13 protein-coding genes and 1 pseudogene are annotated in these 18,032 nt (G+C 36.8%); 10 read left to right on the top strand and 4 right to left on the bottom strand.

Features of this window, described 5'->3' with window-relative positions:
* A pseudogene (locus VI621_RS08720) lies at positions 1-766 on the top strand (F0F1 ATP synthase subunit beta); the annotation flags it as partial.
* Between the two features lie 44 nt (positions 767-810).
* Positions 811-1,092 (top strand): F0F1 ATP synthase subunit epsilon, encoded by a 282-nt coding sequence (locus tag VI621_RS08715; protein ID WP_324217995.1) that lies wholly within the window; start codon positions 811-813, stop codon positions 1,090-1,092.
* An 89-nt stretch (positions 1,093-1,181) separates the two neighbouring features.
* On the opposite strand, the gene VI621_RS08710 is transcribed toward VI621_RS08715, so the two are convergent.
* Together VI621_RS08710 and VI621_RS08705 are read right to left on the bottom strand one after the other, a co-directional pair.
* The gene (locus tag VI621_RS08710) at positions 1,182-1,388 is read right to left on the bottom strand and encodes a helix-turn-helix transcriptional regulator (protein ID WP_324217994.1); all 207 of its coding nucleotides are present in this window, start codon (positions 1,386-1,388) and stop codon (positions 1,182-1,184) included.
* Between the two features lie 2 nt (positions 1,389-1,390).
* On the bottom strand, positions 1,391-1,894 hold the full coding sequence (locus VI621_RS08705; RefSeq protein ID WP_324217993.1) for a DUF2975 domain-containing protein: 504 nt from the start codon (positions 1,892-1,894) through the stop codon (positions 1,391-1,393).
* Between the two features lie 122 nt (positions 1,895-2,016).
* Here VI621_RS08705 and VI621_RS08700 point away from each other — a divergent pair, with 122 nt between their 5' ends.
* The 7 genes from VI621_RS08700 (at position 2,017) to VI621_RS08670 (ending at position 8,484) form a co-directional block, all read left to right on the top strand.
* The gene (locus VI621_RS08700; protein ID WP_324217992.1) at positions 2,017-3,162 is read left to right on the top strand and encodes a pyridoxal phosphate-dependent aminotransferase family protein; all 1,146 of its coding nucleotides are present in this window, start codon (positions 2,017-2,019) and stop codon (positions 3,160-3,162) included.
* Positions 3,163-3,255: 93 nt separating this feature from the next.
* Positions 3,256-4,113 carry a TraB/GumN family protein gene (locus VI621_RS08695; RefSeq protein ID WP_324217991.1) on the top strand — a complete coding sequence of 286 codons (858 nt, stop codon included), beginning with the start codon at positions 3,256-3,258 and terminating at the stop codon, positions 4,111-4,113.
* A 6-nt stretch (positions 4,114-4,119) separates the two neighbouring features.
* Positions 4,120-4,623: an RNA polymerase sigma factor gene (locus VI621_RS08690; protein WP_324217990.1), complete on the top strand. Its 504-nt coding sequence runs from the start codon at positions 4,120-4,122 to the stop codon at positions 4,621-4,623.
* Positions 4,613-5,233: a hypothetical protein gene (locus VI621_RS08685; protein ID WP_324217989.1), complete on the top strand. Its 621-nt coding sequence runs from the start codon at positions 4,613-4,615 to the stop codon at positions 5,231-5,233. The genes VI621_RS08690 and VI621_RS08685 overlap by 11 nt, the downstream gene beginning before the upstream one ends.
* 105 nt (positions 5,234-5,338) lie before the next feature.
* Positions 5,339-5,956, top strand: coding sequence for a dethiobiotin synthase (gene bioD / locus VI621_RS08680; RefSeq protein WP_324217988.1), 618 nt, complete (start codon positions 5,339-5,341; stop codon positions 5,954-5,956).
* A 9-nt stretch (positions 5,957-5,965) separates the two neighbouring features.
* The gene (bioA, locus tag VI621_RS08675) at positions 5,966-7,237 is read left to right on the top strand and encodes an adenosylmethionine--8-amino-7-oxononanoate transaminase (RefSeq protein ID WP_324217987.1); all 1,272 of its coding nucleotides are present in this window, start codon (positions 5,966-5,968) and stop codon (positions 7,235-7,237) included.
* Between the two features lie 89 nt (positions 7,238-7,326).
* Complete coding sequence (locus tag VI621_RS08670; RefSeq protein WP_324217986.1) at positions 7,327-8,484, top strand: beta-ketoacyl synthase N-terminal-like domain-containing protein; 1,158 nt, start codon at positions 7,327-7,329, stop codon at positions 8,482-8,484.
* A 52-nt stretch (positions 8,485-8,536) separates the two neighbouring features.
* Here the strand turns inward: VI621_RS08670 and VI621_RS08665 are convergent, their stop codons facing one another.
* Together VI621_RS08665 and VI621_RS08660 are read right to left on the bottom strand one after the other, a co-directional pair.
* On the bottom strand, positions 8,537-11,374 hold the full coding sequence (locus VI621_RS08665; protein WP_324217985.1) for a T9SS sorting signal type C domain-containing protein: 2,838 nt from the start codon (positions 11,372-11,374) through the stop codon (positions 8,537-8,539).
* A 626-nt stretch (positions 11,375-12,000) separates the two neighbouring features.
* Positions 12,001-12,474, bottom strand: coding sequence for a regulatory protein RecX (locus tag VI621_RS08660; RefSeq protein ID WP_324217984.1), 474 nt, complete (start codon positions 12,472-12,474; stop codon positions 12,001-12,003).
* Positions 12,475-12,913: 439 nt separating this feature from the next.
* Here VI621_RS08660 and VI621_RS08655 point away from each other — a divergent pair.
* The coding region (locus VI621_RS08655) for a choice-of-anchor D domain-containing protein (RefSeq protein ID WP_324217983.1) at positions 12,914-18,032 on the top strand (5,119 nt) is incomplete at its 3' end.

Genomic DNA, 18,032 nt, shown 5'->3' with positions numbered 1-18,032 from the left:
AGCTCGTGCACGTGTGGCACTTTCTGGATTATCTATTGCGGAATATTTCCGTGATGGAGCAGGAACAGATCAAGGAAAAGACGTATTGTTCTTCGTTGATAACATCTTCCGTTTTACACAAGCAGGTTCAGAAGTTTCTGCACTTTTAGGTCGTATGCCATCAGCAGTAGGGTACCAACCAACATTGGCTACTGAAATGGGAGCGATGCAAGAGCGTATTACTTCAACAAATAAAGGATCTATTACATCGGTACAGGCGGTTTACGTTCCTGCGGATGATTTAACTGACCCGGCACCGGCAACAACTTTTGCTCACTTAGATGCAACAACAGTATTGTCTCGTAAAATTGCAGAATTAGGTATTTATCCTGCGGTTGATCCATTGGATTCAACTTCAAGAATTTTGACGCCACAAATTTTAGGGGATGAGCATTATGACTGTGCACAAAGAGTAAAAGAGATTCTTCAAAAATACAAACAATTGCAAGATATTATCGCGATTCTAGGTATGGAAGAATTATCTGAAGAAGATAAATTATCGGTTTCAAGAGCACGTCGTGTACAACGTTTCTTATCTCAGCCATTCCACGTAGCGGAACAGTTTACAGGTTTGAAAGGAGTTTTGGTTGATATTAAAGATACCATCAAAGGATTCAACATGATTATTGATGGAGAATTAGATCACTTGCCAGAAGCAGCTTTCAACTTGAAAGGTACTATCGAAGATGCGATTGAAGCTGGAGAAAAAATGTTGGCGGAAGCTTAATTTAATTGCTTAAAGCCTAAAGCTTAAAGCGTAAAGCAAAAAAAATGATTTTAGAAATAGTATCACCAGAAGCAACCTTATTCAAAGGAGAAGTAACTTCGGTTACCTTACCCGGAATTGACGGAAGCTTTCAAATATTGAATCATCACGCACCAATTGTTTCTATTTTAGGAAAAGGAATTGTAAAAATTGCAGCCCCTAGTTTTAAATTTGGAAAAGAAGTAGCTGGTAAATTCGCAAAGGTAAATGACCAACTTTACACCCTTGCCATTACTTCCGGAACAATTGAAATGAAAGACAATAAAGTAATTATTTTAGCCGACTAAAATAATTCGAATATAAAAAAGGAAAGCCTAACATTATTGTTAGGCTTTTTTTATTTCCATACTCATTATGTAAAAGAAGGATTTGTAATTTATTCTTTTACATATTCCATTATGTCTCCTGGCTGACACTCTAAAATGTCACAAATCGCTTCCAAAGTCGAAAACCGAATTGCTTTAGCTTTCCCAGTTTTCAGGATAGAAAGATTAGCCGTTGTGATGCCCATTTGTTCCGCTAATTCATTGGAACGCATCTTTCGTTTGGCAAGCATTACATCTAAGTTGATTATGATTGGCATGGTTATACGGTTAATTCATTTTCATCTTTCATTGTTTTGGCCATTTTAAAAACTTCACTTAATACCATAAAAAACAAGCCAAGTGAAACCAGATATAAGAATGGATTATAACCAATCTCAAGTCCAATTTCACGAGTTATAATTTTGTAAATGAATGTAGGAACTCCAGCTAAAAAGGCAGAAATAATAAATAGATTCCCGATTTTATTAAAATATTTGATTACTTTCTCATCAAAAATTATTCTCGATTGGAATAAACTAAGTAATTTTTTCATAAAATATAAACTATATATTAATGCTAAATAAGATAAAGCACCAAAAAATAAAACCACTTTTGCGTTTAAATCAAGAACAGTAATTTCAATGCCATTCATTTTTATTGGAAAATCAAATGATTCATCGCTGATTAATAAAAATCCAATAAAAAAAAGCAAAAAGGGAATGGTTATTAATGATATTATCCAAACAAAATCAACAATAGCTTTTAGTAAATATAATTTTCTCATAATATTTTGATTTATTAATTAAGGCAAATATATAAAAATTATCGAATAACAATAATTAAAAATCAAATAACGATAATTTTATATCAATTAGAACAAAATAAAGTTGCTTACTTTTGTAAACTATGAAACGATTTCCTAAAGCATTATTCCATAAATTAGAACAACGAATCCAAAACAATTCGTTGCGAACATTGACGGAACCCAATTCCCGGATTGATTTCGCTTCCAATGATTATTTGGGTTTTTCGAAATCGGCAGCCATTTTCAATGAAACGCATCAATATCTAATTGATAATAAAATCATTCAAAATGGTGCTACAGGTTCCCGATTGCTATCCGGAAATCACAAAGTCTATCCCGAAGCCGAGACTTTTATCGCAAAATTTCACGAATCCGAAAGCGCACTGATTTTCAATTCGGGTTATGATGCCAATGTGGGATTTTTTAGTGCCGTTCCGCAAAGGGGTGATTTGATTTTGTATGACGAATTAAGTCATGCTTCCATTCGCGACGGAATCCAACTATCGAATGCAAAAGCGCATAAATTCCAACACAACGATTTCGAAGACCTAGAAAGACGATTGCTGCAAGCACAGTCAGATGTCATAAAAGAAATCTATATTGTCACCGAAAGCATTTTTTCAATGGACGGCGACAGTCCAAATCTCGAAGAATTAGTGACTCTTTCCGAAAAACACAATTGCCATTTAGTGATTGACGAAGCGCATGCTTTGGGCGTTTTCGGAGAAAAAGGCGAAGGTTTAATCCAATACTTAAACTTGCATCACAAAGTATTCGCCCGAATCATGACTTTCGGAAAAGGGTTGGGTTGTCATGGCGCCGCAATTTTAGGATCTTCCGAATTGAAAAACTATCTCGTAAATTTTGCCAGAAGCTTTATTTACACGACAGGTTTGTCGCCACATTCAGTCGCCACGATATTAATTGCCTACCAACATTTAGAAAAGGAGCAGCAAACCATAACACAGCTTCGGGAAAATATCATTCACTTCAATCAGGAAAAAAACTTATTGGGCTTGAAACCCTTGTTTGTACGAAGCAAATCAGCCATACAATCTGCCGTCATTCCCGGAAACGAAAATGTAAAAACCATAGCAAATCAATTGCAGGAAAAAGGTTTTGATGTCAAAGCAATACTTTCTCCAACGGTCCCCGAAGGACAGGAACGCCTTCGTTTCTGCTTACATAGTTATAATTCAACCGAAGAAATTTCAGCTGTGATGCGTTGTATTTACTCGTTTTTGTAAAAAAATATAATTTTTTGTAACGTTTTGGTTATTTGATTACTTACGTGTCATAATCAAATTAACGAAACAAATATGAAAACAGAAACAACAAAAATGAAAAATCTATTTAAATCAGCAATCGTAGTTATTGCGTTAGTATTGGGATTCACATCTAATGCACAAACTAAACAAATCGAAAACTCCTTATTGTGGGAAGTTTCAGGAAACGGAGTAACAAAACCGTCTTATTTATTTGGAACCGTCCACATGATTTGCGAAAAGGATTTTGTTCTTCGTCCAAAAGTAAAAGAGGCTTTTGCAAAAACCAGTAAATTGGCTTTGGAAATCAACATAACCGATCCAAATGAAATGGCTTATATGCAAAAAGCGGCAATGGGAACGGATTTGTTAAGCAAAAAATTATCGGCTGAGCAACTAGCTGAATTAGAAAGCATTTTGCAAAAACAGGCTGGAATTAAGGTGAGTCAAGTTGATAATTATAGCATAATAACAGTAATGAGTTTATTGCAGGTTAAATCTTTTGGTTGTGAAAACCTGAAGGCATATGAAATGGAATTGGCCACTCAAGCGAAAGAAGATAAAAAAATTATAATTGGTTTGGAAACGGTACAAGCACAAATGGATTTTCTAAACAAATCGTATTCAGATGCACAAATGATGGAGTATTTCAAATACATCAATACGGAGGAAACGCAAAAGTTGGTACAAAACTATGTTAATGAAAATTTGTTAGCAATATACCAGGATGTTACAGATGAAAAAGTAATGGATGCAAGTGCCAAAAAATGTTTGCTTGACGAAAGAAATGCAAATTGGTTAAAAAAAATGCCCGAATTAATGAAAAAGGAAGGTGTATTTTTTGCAGTTGGTTCGGCACATTTGGCTGGTGAACAAGGATTGATTAATTTATTAAGAAAAGCAGGTTATACTGTAAAACCGGTAATGAACTAATACGTTTTGAAAGAAAAAGAGCAAGAATTTTTAAACCGAATACAAAGTCATAAAGGAATCTTGCATAAGGTATCCAAAATGTATATGGATAACCCTGACGACCAACAGGATTTATTTCAAGAAATTGTGTGCCAACTCTGGAAGTCGTATGATTCTTTTAGGAATGAAAGCCAATTCTCCACTTGGATGTATCGGGTAGCGGTGAACACCGCCATTGTTTTCTTTAAAAAGGAGAAGAGAAAAGTGCAGGTTTCTTCGTTCACAACGGATAATATTAAAGAGGAAGAGGACGATTCCCATATAAAAGAACTCCAGATCAATCAATTTTATACTGCCGTAAATCAATTGGATAAAATCGAAAAAGCCTTGGTTTTTTACCATCTCGAAGGATACTCCCATAGAGAGATTGGAAAAAACATGGGAATCAGCGAAGGAAATGCACGGGTAAAACTCAACAGAACCAAAAATAAATTAAAAGAAATCATCGAAAAGCAACAATATGGATTTTAACGACATACAATCAGCATGGAATAATGACAAGTCGGACCATGTCATACTTCCCACACATTTGCAAAAATTGCAATCGGCAAATATGCCTTTGGATAAAATCAGAAAAAATTTGAAAAACGAATTGGTCTACCAAATTTTTTCTATCCTTTTTTTAGGATTTATCCCGATGATATGCAATTTCTCGCCGTTTTTACGAACAGCATATTACGGACTTTTTATGCTTTTTTTGGTGATTTGCGGTTACTTCTTAATCAAACTGTATTGGTTTTACAAGCGATTAAACAAAGTGGAAGCGAATACGAAAGACAATTTGTACGATACCTATTTTGATATTCGGCTGAATATGGAATTGTATAAATCCTTTACATATTCTTTAGTGCCCTTTGTATTGGTTTTTGTGGGAATGATTTTCCTGAATAATTACAGTATTGACGAATTGACTGCTCTTGTACATGAAAAGTCAGCCGACTTCTTTGTGGGTTTGTTAATAGGTATTTTTGTCGGAATAATTTTATGTATAGCAACCGTTACCGAATGGTGGGTTAATAATTTTTATGGCAAGTATGCTAAAGAAATCAGGAGCGTACTCGATGAACTTAAGGAGGAATAAATACAAAGCGGCTTTTGGGTAGCTTTTTTGTTTTAGTTCAATTCGAAAGAAGAAATTTCGGAAGTATTAAGTTTGTTGAGTACTTTTGTATTTTAAAATAAAAAAATGAAAATCTTCATCACAGGAATTGGAACCGACGTCGGTAAAACCATAGCTTCTGCCATCATCACAGAAGCATTAGAAGCCGATTATTGGAAACCCATCCAAGCGGGCGATTTAACTGCTTCCGACAGTCATAAAATCAAATCATTTATATCAAACGAAAAGACGGTAATTTATCCGAACAGTTATCAATTGCAAACGCCGGCCAGTCCGCATCTGGCCGCAGAATTAGATGGAATTACTGTCGATATAAAAAAAATAAAAGAACCAAAAACCAAAAATCATCTTGTGATTGAAGGCGCCGGAGGTGTTTTTGTTCCGTTAAATGACACAGCTTGCGTCATCGATTTAATACAACCCGATTATAAGGTAATCGTGGTTTCCCGCCATTATTTAGGAAGCATCAATCATACGTTATTGACTATTGAAGCTTTGCAAAACAGAAAAATAAACATTGTGGGAATCATTTTTAATGGCAATGAAAACAAATCTTCCGAACAAATTATTCTGCATAAAACAGGAATAAAATGCATCGGAAGAATTGAAGAAGAACCCTATTTTGATCAAAATGTAATTGCAGAATATGCCGATTTGTTTCGGGAAAATCTGTTAAATTTATAAAATTAGAGCATGAACCTAACCGAAAGAGACCGCCAATATCTTTGGCATCCGTATACCCAACATAAAACCGCAGCACCTCCAATTGCTATTGCAAGAGGTAAAGAGGCATTGCTTTGGGACGAAAACAACAAAGAATATATTGATGCAATTGCATCCTGGTGGGTTAATCCATTCGGGCACAGCAATACCTTTATTGCGGATGCGATTTACAAACAGTTAACAACATTAGAACACGTTTTATTTGGAGGTTTTACTCATGAACCCGCGATTGTTTTATCAGAAAAACTAATGGAGATTCTGCCCAACAATCAAAAGAAAATCTTCTTTTCCGATAATGGTTCTACGGCAGTGGAAGTGGCCATCAAAGTTGCTTTACAATATTTTTTCAACAAAGGAGAAAAGCGAACAACAATAGTTGCTTTCGAAAATGCCTTTCACGGTGATACTTTTGCGGCGATGGCAGCTAGTGGGATTTCATTTTACACCCAAGCTTTTCAAGGCATGTTTATCGATGTGGTGCGTATTCCGGTTCCTGTAAAAGGTCAGGAAGAAATGAGTTACATCGCTTTACAGGAAGCGATAAAAAACAATAATGTTGCCGGATTTATCTTTGAGCCTTTGGTACAAGGTGCAGCCGGAATGGTCATGTTTGAGCCGGAAGCATTAGACGAACTTATAAAAATATGTCAGGAAAATAAAGTTCTTACGATTGCCGACGAGGTCATGACAGGTTTTGGAAAAACCGGGAAAAACTTTGCCTGCGATTATCTGCAAACGCAACCTGATATGATTTGCCTGTCGAAAGCGTTGACCGGCGGAACCATTCCGATGGCGATTACAACATTTACACAAGACTTGTTCGATGCTTTTTATAGTGACGATATTAATAAAGCCTTGTTCCACGGACATACTTTTACCGCCAATCCAACAGGATGTGCCGCAGCTTTGGCAAGTTTAGAATTGTTGCAAACCGATGCCATGCAGGCCAATATTTTAAGAGTCAATCAAAGTCATCTCGCTTTTCAAAAACAAATAGAATCGCATCCAAAAGTAAAAACGGCACGAGTGCTCGGGGTTATTTTTGCATTGGAAATAAAAACCGAAAGTTCCGCCAGTTACTATGGAACTTTGCGTAATAAACTTTACGATTTTTTTATTGAAAACGGCGTTATTTTACGTCCTGTAGGTAATATTGTATATATTTTACCGCCTTATATTATTACAACAAAGCAGCTCGAAAAAGTATATCACGTAGTTGAAAAGGCGTTAGAAATAGTTTAATTTTGTGGCAAATACTGATAGTAAAAGACTCATGAAATCTATAGTGATTTACGGAATCAGCATTCAAACCCTATTTAGAAAATAATACTTTGTCCAAAACCATCTCCATAACCGCCATTGCTTCTGTTTCTCCATTAGGAAATAATCCTAAAAGTATTTGGGCGCATTATCTCACTAATGAACATTGTTTCGTTGAGAAGGAATTTGGCGTTCAAAAAGCTTTTGCGGCTGTTTTAGATTCGGAATCTAAAAAAGAAATCGAAAACCTAAAACAATTTGATAACAAATATAAATCTTTGGATCATTCGGTTTTATTTGCCATCGCAGCCTCACGTAAGGCGGTGCAAAAAGCAGGCTGGAAAAAAGAAGATAATTTTGGAATTAATATTGGGTCGTCCCGCGGTGCCACCGAATTGTTTGAAAATCATTTTCAAGAGTTTTTAAATACTGGAAAAGCGCAAACTTTGGCTTCCCCGACAACAACATTGGGCAATATTTCCTCATGGGTTGCACATGATTTACAAAACGAGGGACCGGAAATATCGCATTCTATCACGTGTTCAACAGCCTTGCATGCACTGTTAAATGGTGTGGCCTGGCTTCGTGCGGGAATGGCCGATAAGTTTCTGGTTGGAGGGAGCGAAGCGCCATTAACGCCTTTCACGATTGCTCAAATGCAGGCTTTGAAAATTTATGCAAAAAAAAACCAGGAATATCCTTGTCGGGCATTCGATTTAGACAAAAAGCAAAACTCAATGATTTTGGGTGAAGGGGCTGCAGTCTGTTGTCTCGAAATTGGAAAGTCAGAAAACGCACTCGCTTATATCGAAGGGATTGGTTATGCAACAGAAATTTTAGAGCACAACATTTCTATTTCTGCCGAAGCGGAATGTTTCCAAAAATCAATGAAAATGGCCTTGCAAAATACGGATATTTCTGAAGTTGATGTGATTGTAATGCACGCACCGGGAACAAAAACCGGAGATTTAACCGAATATAAAGCGATTCAGAAAGTATTTGGCGAAAACCTTCCGTTACTAACCACGAACAAATGGAAAATAGGCCATACTTTCGGAGCTTCCGGAATGCTGAATATTGAAATGGCCATTTTGATGATGCAGCATCAGCAGTTCAGCGGAGTGCCTTTTGCGGAAGCGCAAAAACCAGTAAAACAAATTAATAAAGTATTGATTAATGCCGTAGGTTTTGGAGGAAATGCGGTGAGTATTTTACTTTCGAAACCATAAAAAAACCCGCTGTCATCATTTGAAAGCGGGTTTTTTAAATTGAAGATAATCTTTAATTGATCATTACTTTTTTAGACACTTCGTAATTATCAGCGAACTTTACTTTAACAATCAACACTTGATTGGTTGCCGTTAAATCGGTGGTTTGAAAATTCATTGCATTGATTTTATTGGCATTGAATAGCTGTCTTCCTAAAATGTCATAAACGATAACGGATTCCATTGTCAACGTTGATTTGATATTGATTTGTTTGTCATTTGGATAAATGGTAACCGTATTTTCATTCAATACTGGATTTTCGTTACCAAGAGTTGCAGTTGTAAATCTCAGTTCGAAACGGTTATTGAAGGTTCCTGTAGCCGTTGTGAAACTATAGGCTGATGTTTTCAGATTGTGGGTCGTATTGTTTGATTTATCCAATAAATATACATTTTGATCTATAAAAAAACCATCCAGATTTTCAATCGCAATAGTAAAGGTCCCCGATAAGGTAGTGCTGTAGCCCATAGGGATAATTTCACTTGCGTTGAAAGGCAATGCTCTTCCCTGAATAGAATAATTATCCGTTCCTACAACTGAATACAAAGAGAGTACATTTCCTGCAGGGAAAGTTTTTCCGTCATGCAGGTTATCAAATCCATTTGTCGCACCCGTTACATAGCCTAAAAGGGTTTCGTTATAAGCACCTTGCGGGTTTGATATATTTAACCAAATACGGTTTTTTTCGATGGTGTTCGTTGCAGACTGTGGAGCAGTAGCGGTTCTGAAAAACTGATTGTTGTTACCAGCAATTCTCATGCTGTTTTTGAAACTTGCGGTATAGGTTCCGTTGGCCAAAGCAGAGTTGGCTTCAATAAAGAAACCTTGCCCTGAAGCAATTTTACCATTCGGAGTTACTAAGCCGGTAATTGAAGTCAATGCTGTTTTTACCCCACCGGTTAAATTGTATTTTGCATAATCATCACTCGTATAATTGTAAGTTGCATTCCCTGGGATGGTGCTGCTTATCGCAGTGTTATGAGTCCATATGTATACAGTTCCGTTTATGATATTGGAATTAGCCGGATCAGAAAGAAATAAATCGATATCAATTGCTGAAGGATATGGATTTCCTATTAGGTTGAAAGTACCGGCACCTTTTTGAATGGTAATTGGAATGATTCCGGTGTTAGGAACTCCAATAAAATTTCCATTATATACCCCTAACGTAGCATTTGTGGTGCTCCATCCTTGTGGTGCTCTAATGATATATCCTTTCCCTGCAGTCATGACCTGATTACCACCGTTAGTGCCCGCCCAATTGTTTGTTAAAGGATCAAAGCTGTAATAATAGCCGGTATTTGGCGACAATTGATTTAATTTCCAGTTTTGAACAGGCGATGACCAATACGTATAATCGTATAACTTCATCGGAGCTGATTTTCTTTTTACGGTAATGTTTCCAGTGTTTATTGACGCATCGTTTGTCTGAATCAAACTGGCGTTATTTTCTAAAGTAATCGTTCCGCCTGCAACCGTAATAGCATTAGACATTATTAAAGTATTACCAGAATTAACAATAACATTCGTTCCGGGATTTACGGTACAACTACAGGCAGTAATGTCGGAAAAAGATGTGTAATCCCCATTAAAAACAATGTTTTTATCACTAGACGGAAGCCCATTACTCCAAGAAGAACCATTCCAGGTAGTTGTTGCCAATGGAACAATAACAACAGCTGCCGATCCAACTGAATTGCAAGAATTGGTAGTTATCGTAAAATTATAAGTTCCCGGAACTAACCCTGAAACTGTACATGATGTTCCTGAATAAGAAATATTTCCAGGATTCAAAATACCAGACAGAGGCAAACCGCTCAAGACCACACTTCCGGTTGTTACAGTACAAGTAGGCTGTGTTATTAGCCCAACGATAGGTGCAGGAGGGCCAGCAGTTAAAATTAATTTACCATTGTTCCCACTTGATACACAAGAAGATGAGGTTATCAATGCTCTATATTTATACCCGTTCATCAAAGCATCTACACTTGTAATGGTAAGCGTTGCTGTGAAAACACCTGAATAAACTGCATTATTTACTAAATTATTCCAGTCATTGTTTGCGTTAGTTTTTACTTGCCATTGGTATTGTGGTGATGCACCTGAAGTAGATACTGTAAATATTGCATTACTCCCGGCACAAGCTGTAACGTCCATTACATCGGAAACGGTAAAAGGACAGCTCCCTGAATAAATTGCCTGATTAATTAAAGTAATTAATGCTGCCCCTTCGGAAGCTGGCACATCAGCGCCTGGAATAACAGTGCTGTCAACCGAACTTGGCGTGATTGATACTGTAGCATTAGGATTCAATGCATAGATATTACCCGCACTGCCTGTAAGAGAAAAATCACCAATTATATTACCTCCTACTACAACAATTCCGCTATTTTGCAATGAGGATGTTGAAGGAGTAATTAAGTCGCCACAAATAATGACATTGCTCTTCCAAAAAGAGGAAACGCCATAATTATAAAAATTACCATAAACAACAAGTGTCGCTACATCTTGACCTCCTGGCATATAAAAAGCACCCCCTAAATTCACTGTAAAATTATGGCCTATCGTAAGTGTTTTTTGATCATTAAGTTTCAAAATCCCTGAAATAGAGATGCTGTTGGCTGCTGAACTTACATCTATATTTACCGTTTTGCCCAAAGGAATCACTGCATCTTCAGCAGATGTTGGTATATGATTAAGCGACCAGTTTGCTGCAGTATTCCAATTTGAATTGATTGCCGTGAAAGTATTGGTGGTTTGTGCGCAAAGAGTAAAAGAACTATTTGATAGAATTAATAGTAATATAAAAATCGTTCTGTTATTTGAAAACAAGTGTAGTATTTTATCCATTTTTTATTTTTGTGACTTCGAGTGATTTTCTTTAAAAAAGCTATCGAGATAAAAGGTTCCGAAAAACCAGTTTTGAGTTTTATAAACTTTAACAATTTTTACGGGAAAACCGTACCTTAATTATTTTTATATTATGTATGCATGGCATTTTTTTCAAGGCGCGAAATTAGACACATACAAAGGGTAGCTGTGTTAAAATTCGAGAAATTTTCAAAGTTTTCGACGAAGCGCAATTATCATCGATTAAAAGCAAAAAACATCGACGAACGGTAAATACTACGAAAACGTTTTCGTTGTTTATATGGTAAAAAACCCAGTAAAAGGCAATAAAAAAAAACGACAAAAGGCAAGATTTTGCTTTTTAATAACAGTTGGTGGTGGAGGAAATGCGCGGAAGGTATCATACTCATTTTAAGGGTCGCAAAGAAAGTAACACAAACTTGTAAGACAGGAATTTTTTAATATTGATATTTTTTTAAAAGTTTTTGTAATTTTTTTTTGATTTGTAAAGACACAAAGCGTCCATTTTTATAAACGTAGTATTAAGTAAATCTAAAAACAGAATGATTTTAATTTGCAATTTGTTGCGGTTATCAATGGGTATGTTGCGGGAAGCGATGGAGATGCTATCGGGCTAATTCGTTTACTTTATCATAAATCAAATGGCTTTCAAATCCTTTGCGAAGTAAGAAATCACAAAACTTCTTTTTCTTTTTGGGAAGACTTCTTTCTTTTATGGTTTCCCATTGTTTTTCGGCAAGTGAATGAAAACTAGCTGAATATTCCTCGAGAGTGATTTCTTTTAAAGCGGTATTGATGTTGTATTGCGAGATTTTTCGAAATTTCAATTCATTGACAATCCTGATTTTTCCCCAATGTTTGATGCGGTGTTTTCCTCTGGCAAAACTGCAGGCAAAACGTTCCTCGTTGAGATATTTATTCTCAATTAAATGTACGATTACCGTATCGCTCACCGTTTCGGAAATGGTCATTGTTTTTAGTTTCTGGACTACTTCATTGTGACAACGCTCCTGATACGCACAATAATGCTCCAGCTTTTTTTTAATCTCTTCAAAAGTAAAGGTCTTCTCGTTTTGCATAAAATAAAACGGTTATCCGCAGAAAGCAAAAATACAGTTTTTTAAAAATGTTTTGGATAAAAAAACATGAACTGAATAATATTGTTTTTAAATCCTTTGACCGTTTTATTGTGATTGTCTATGGTGTTGATTTGTTAATCATTCGGTAACAAAAAAATTCAGGAAGCAATATACTTTTGCGGGAAAGATTGAAAAATAAATTGAAACATTGGGGATTCGTTTTAGAAGGGAAACCTTGCATTTAATCGGACAATTTTGTGTTTAGTCGGACAATTTGTACTTAATCGGACAAAATAAACAATTCATCGATTTGTTAATATTAAGTAAGTAAATTCTACTTTGAACTGAAAGAATATACTATAAATTTATAGGCATTTTGTTTTTAAAACCCAAAATAGTTAAAGTTAGTTTGCTATTTATCAAATAATTCAGGATTGATATGAAGATAAGATTACTATTGTTAATGATGTTGTTTTCGGTGACGGGTTGGGGGCAAATTCTTATTCCTAACACAACTCCTGTCACTCAAAATTTTGATAGTATGGGAGCAACTAGTACGGCTGCATTACCGGCTAACTGGAAGATTTCAGCAGCTGGGGCTTCAGCTCCCACTTGGGCAGCATCAGGAAATTTTATAGCTGTTAATATTCAAGCCTCCTCTGGATCACCAGCGACGGGAGGAAGATATAATTGGGGGATTTCCACAACAGAAAGAGCAGTAGGAGTGATGACTTCAGGAAGTTATGATAGCCCAAATAGTATAATGGCATATTATAAAAACACGAATGCCTCTAATTTAACACAACTTACCGTTTCCTATAATCTTGAAAGATATAGAATTAATAATGCCACCGCTTCGGTACAGTTTTTTTACTCATTAAATGGTACTTCCTGGACAGCTGTTACTGGAGGAGATGTTGCCGCCGCTTCTTTGCCGACAGGAACTAGTGCGTATAACTTTGGTCCAGGTTTAACAGTCAATGTAGCTGCTTTTAATATTACAGGATTAAATATCATAACAAATAGTGATATTTATTTGAGATGGAATATTAATACAGGAGGAGGTAATTCTCAAGGTATTGGTATCGATGATGTAAGCGTGACCGGCGGTTTTACAGTGGCAGTACCATCTCCCGAAATAAACCTTCAGGGAAATGCCACAACCATAACCGATGAGGATATATCTCCAATTATTGATGATAATACCGATTTAGGTTCTGCTGGTTTATCCTCAGGAACAATTGCTAAGACTTTTACAATTCAAAATACAGGAACAGCACTGCTTGATTTGACCGACGCGATTCCTTATGTAGTAATATCAGGTATTCACGCTTCTGACTTTGCTTTAACGGTTACTCCTTCAAACGCCATTCCGGCTACCGAATCCACTACTTTTGAGGTTACTTTTAATCCCAGTGGAGCAGGTGTAAGAACGGCTGTAATTTCTATTGCTAATAATGATTCAGACGAAAGCCTATATAATTTCTCGATTCAGGGAACCGGTATTGATGCGCCCATAATTACCAGCGATTTGACAGCCTCTGGAAGTCAGGGAACTGCTTTAACCTACAGCATTACAGCATCTAACAGCCCCACAAGTTATAATGCAACAGGATTGCCGTCAGGATTATCCATTGATACGCTTACTGGTGTTATTTCTGGAACACCGTCAGTTTCCGGAACTTTCAACGTAACTATTTCTGCATTAAATATCGAAGGAACTGATACTGAAACTTTGGTGATAACGATTGCGTCAGGGCCTTGTTTGAGTGAGGGTTTTATTGCTGGAATTACTCAGCCTAGCGGTTGGACTTTTACATCTATTGACGCAACATATACTTCGGTAGGAAATTTTGGAGCTTCATCACCTTCAATTAAATTCGATGATACTAACGATGTTGTAGAAACAGCAACTTTTTCTAATGCTGTAGAGTTGTCTTTCTGGATGGTAGGGAATTCGACTAATGCAGCTTCTTCATTATTGATAGAGGGTTTTAATGGAACTATATGGGTAACGGTTGATAATATTGCAAATCTGCCAACAACAGGAACTACTAAACTATATAATTTTTCAAGTATTCCAACTTTACCTGCAAACATTCAAAGTTTCAGATTTACTTACACAAAATCAGCGGGAAACTTAGCTTTAGATGATATAAATGTGAATTGTACTCCATCTACAACAGCAGAAATAAACATTACCGGAAACAGTAATTCTATTGCAAATGGTGATGCTACACCGACGTTGGCAGATGCTACTGATTTTGGTTCAACTGACATCACTTCCGGATCGGTGATAAAAACATTTACCATTCAAAACACTGGTGTTGTAGATCTTAACTTGACAGACGCAAGCCCTTATGTGATAATAGCAGGCGCAAATGCTACTGATTTTACTATAACAGCCTTTCCAACAACTCCTATTACGGCTTCCGGTTCAACTGATTTTCAAGTTACTTTTAATCCAAGTACTGTTGGGTTAAAAACCGCAATGATATCAATTGCAAACGATGATAGTAATGAAAATCCATATAATTTTTCAATACAAGGAACAGGAACGGCTCCACTTCTAAATGATTTATGCTCCGACGCTACTTTGTTGACAGTCAACACTGCTGCAATTGCAGGTAATTTATCTGGAGCAACGCCAACGTCGGGGCTTACTTATGCTGTAACTAAAAATGATGTTTGGTATTCTTTTACACCCAGTTGCTCAGGAATGCATACGATTACATTAAATGGTTTTACGGGAAATGTTGATTTTGATGTGTTTACTACTTCTTGTCCAACATCGGGTATAGGTGGATCTATTGCCCATACAACAAGTACACCAGAAACAGTTACCGCAGCTTTTACTAGCGGGCTAACCTATTATATTCGTGTAATTGCATATAATCTTGCTGCGGAAACAAGTGCGTTTACATTGCAAGTTGTATCTAATGGATCATTGCTATTGACTAATACCGGTAGCCCGGCAGCAGGAAACATTTATGCAAATACAAATGATGTCGTGTTATTTGGTTTTGATGTAACCCCAAATTCTTGTACCATCAATTATGACTTTACGTCGGTTATCATTACCGAAACAGGAACTGCAACAATAGCAGACTTATCTAACTTTAGAATATTTTATGATACAGACGGAAACGGTGCAGTCAACGGAGGAGAAGTTTCTGTTTCGGGCATTGGCATCGATTTGGCAGCTACTATGAATTTCACGATGGCTGGTCAGACGGGTTTGGTAGCAGCAAGAAAGTATTTATTAGTTGCAAATGTTGCAGTTTTAGCGATTGGCGGAAATACATTCATGGGAAGTATAGCTTCGTCAACTAATTTAACGGCTACATTGTCGCCAAGTGGCTCAGTAACCGGAACTGCTGCAGGAAATATAAAAACGATTATTTATTCAGGTCCGGAAATCAATGTAACGGGAAATACCATTTCGATTACAGACGGTGACATTACACCAATTACGGGAGATCATACCCGATTTGGAACAATTGCAACCTTGACAAATGGATCCAGAACATACACAATACAAAACACGGGGAATTTAGATTTGGTATTGGAGGCGACTCCAATTACTTTGTCAGACGTTTCGCTTCCTCTGGAATTCACAATTTCTCAACCTGTTTTAACAACGATACCTCCTGGCGGTTTCACTACTTTCACAGTAATTTTTAATAGTGCCGTTGAAGCCACCTTTGTAAATACAATAATCATAGGAAGCAATGATGGTAATGAAGGGATATATAATTTTGATATAAAAGCAGCAGCTTCTGATGTTATTCCGGCTCAGACCATCTTCAAACCTGGTGATTTGATATTTGTAGGATATGATTCAAAAGTAGGTACTGGTGCCGGTTGTGGGACTAATGGATCTGACGATAAATTTTATATTGCCACTTTAGTTGATATTACACCCAATACCGAATTTCTGGTAGTAAATTCACGTTACGAATCTGGTGCCGCGGCTAATGTAAGAACAGACCGTTGGTATGGCTCAGGTAATGCTCCTTATGAAGATCCGGGAACTTTAACTTTCCTGTGGAATGGACCGGGCAATATAAGTGCAGGTTCTGTTTTAAGTTTTAAAACATCGGGATCATTTGCATATGAAATAAGTATTGATAATATTGCTTCCCCAGACCTTACAGCCACTGGAGGATTGTACCCCTGTAATATTTCATCCAGCGACCCGGACCAGATATACATTATGCAGGGTGCTTTTACTCCTTTTGGAACCACTTCAGTCGATAGATATAATACTTTCAATGGTCGAATTCTTTATGGCCTGACTAATGGAAGGGCTTGGGTGTCAATCACGTCTGCTGTGTCGGCAGGAACTGGTGGCGGTTCAACAAGAGAATCAAGATTGCCGGATGACATAGAATGTTTTAATATAGAATCTTTAACGCTTACGGGTGTTAGGTATTATAAAAACAGTGCATTGCATACCGGCTCAAAAAGCCAGTTATTGGGAGCTTTAATAATTCTAGGTAACTGGAGTGCACCTGCAAATGACAATTGTCTTAATATTACTGAAAATTTTAGTGCTGCTGCCAATGACAATGCTGTAGGGAAACCATTTGTAATTAATTCAGGGAATCCGGAAGGAACCTGGACAGGCGGTACAGATAACGATTGGTTTAAATGCAGCAATTGGGAAGGTTTGGCAGTTCCAAAACCAACCGATGATGTCATTATTCCAAGTGTTACGAATCAACCCGTAATTGGTGCTTCGCCTCCAAAATTTCCGATAGGCGCCTTTTCTAATAATATAACTATTGAAAACAGCAGTTCTTTAACCATGAGCAATGCTTTGAGCAGACTAAATCTATATGGTAACTGGACAAATGATGGTGGGAATGTTGGTTTTGCAGAAGGATTAGGAACGGTATATTTTGAAGGGAGTGCACCTCAAATAATAAATAATGTTACTCCGGAAGGAACGGAAACTTTTTATAATTTAATATTGAATAATAATTTTGATACCAATGTGTCCAATGATATAATTGCAGCCGGAAATTTAACCGTTAATACAGGAAAAACGCTGACCATCTTCTCTAATGATTATGCACAGGTAAATAAAATGGTGACTAATAATGGCACTTTTAATATACTAAACAATGGTTCATTAGTTCAAACTGAAGATGGTTATACGGACGTGGGGTCCCTTTCAATGAAACGTACAGCATCAATTCGAAAATATGATTATGTATATTGGTCTTCACCGGTTGCTAATTTTCATGTATCGGGAGTTTCTCCCGGAACCTCATCAGGATTGATTTATAAATGGAATACCACCATTGCAAATTCCAATAACGGATTTGGAAATTGGGAAAATGCAAATGAAAATATGGTTGGCACCAAAGGATATATCATCCGAGGTCCAAATGCATTTGATAACACTACACTACAGCCACTAACCGCTGAATTTATTGGGGTGGCAAACAACGGGATTTACACGCCAACTATAAGTAGAGGGTCATATACAGGTCCGGATTATCAAGGTACAAACGGAATAACGGTCACTAAATATGATGACAACTGGAATT

Source organism: Flavobacterium sp., assembly GCF_035292545.1.
GTDB lineage: Bacteria > Bacteroidota > Bacteroidia > Flavobacteriales > Flavobacteriaceae > Flavobacterium.
This window is presented reverse-complemented; position numbering and strand designations above follow the sequence as displayed.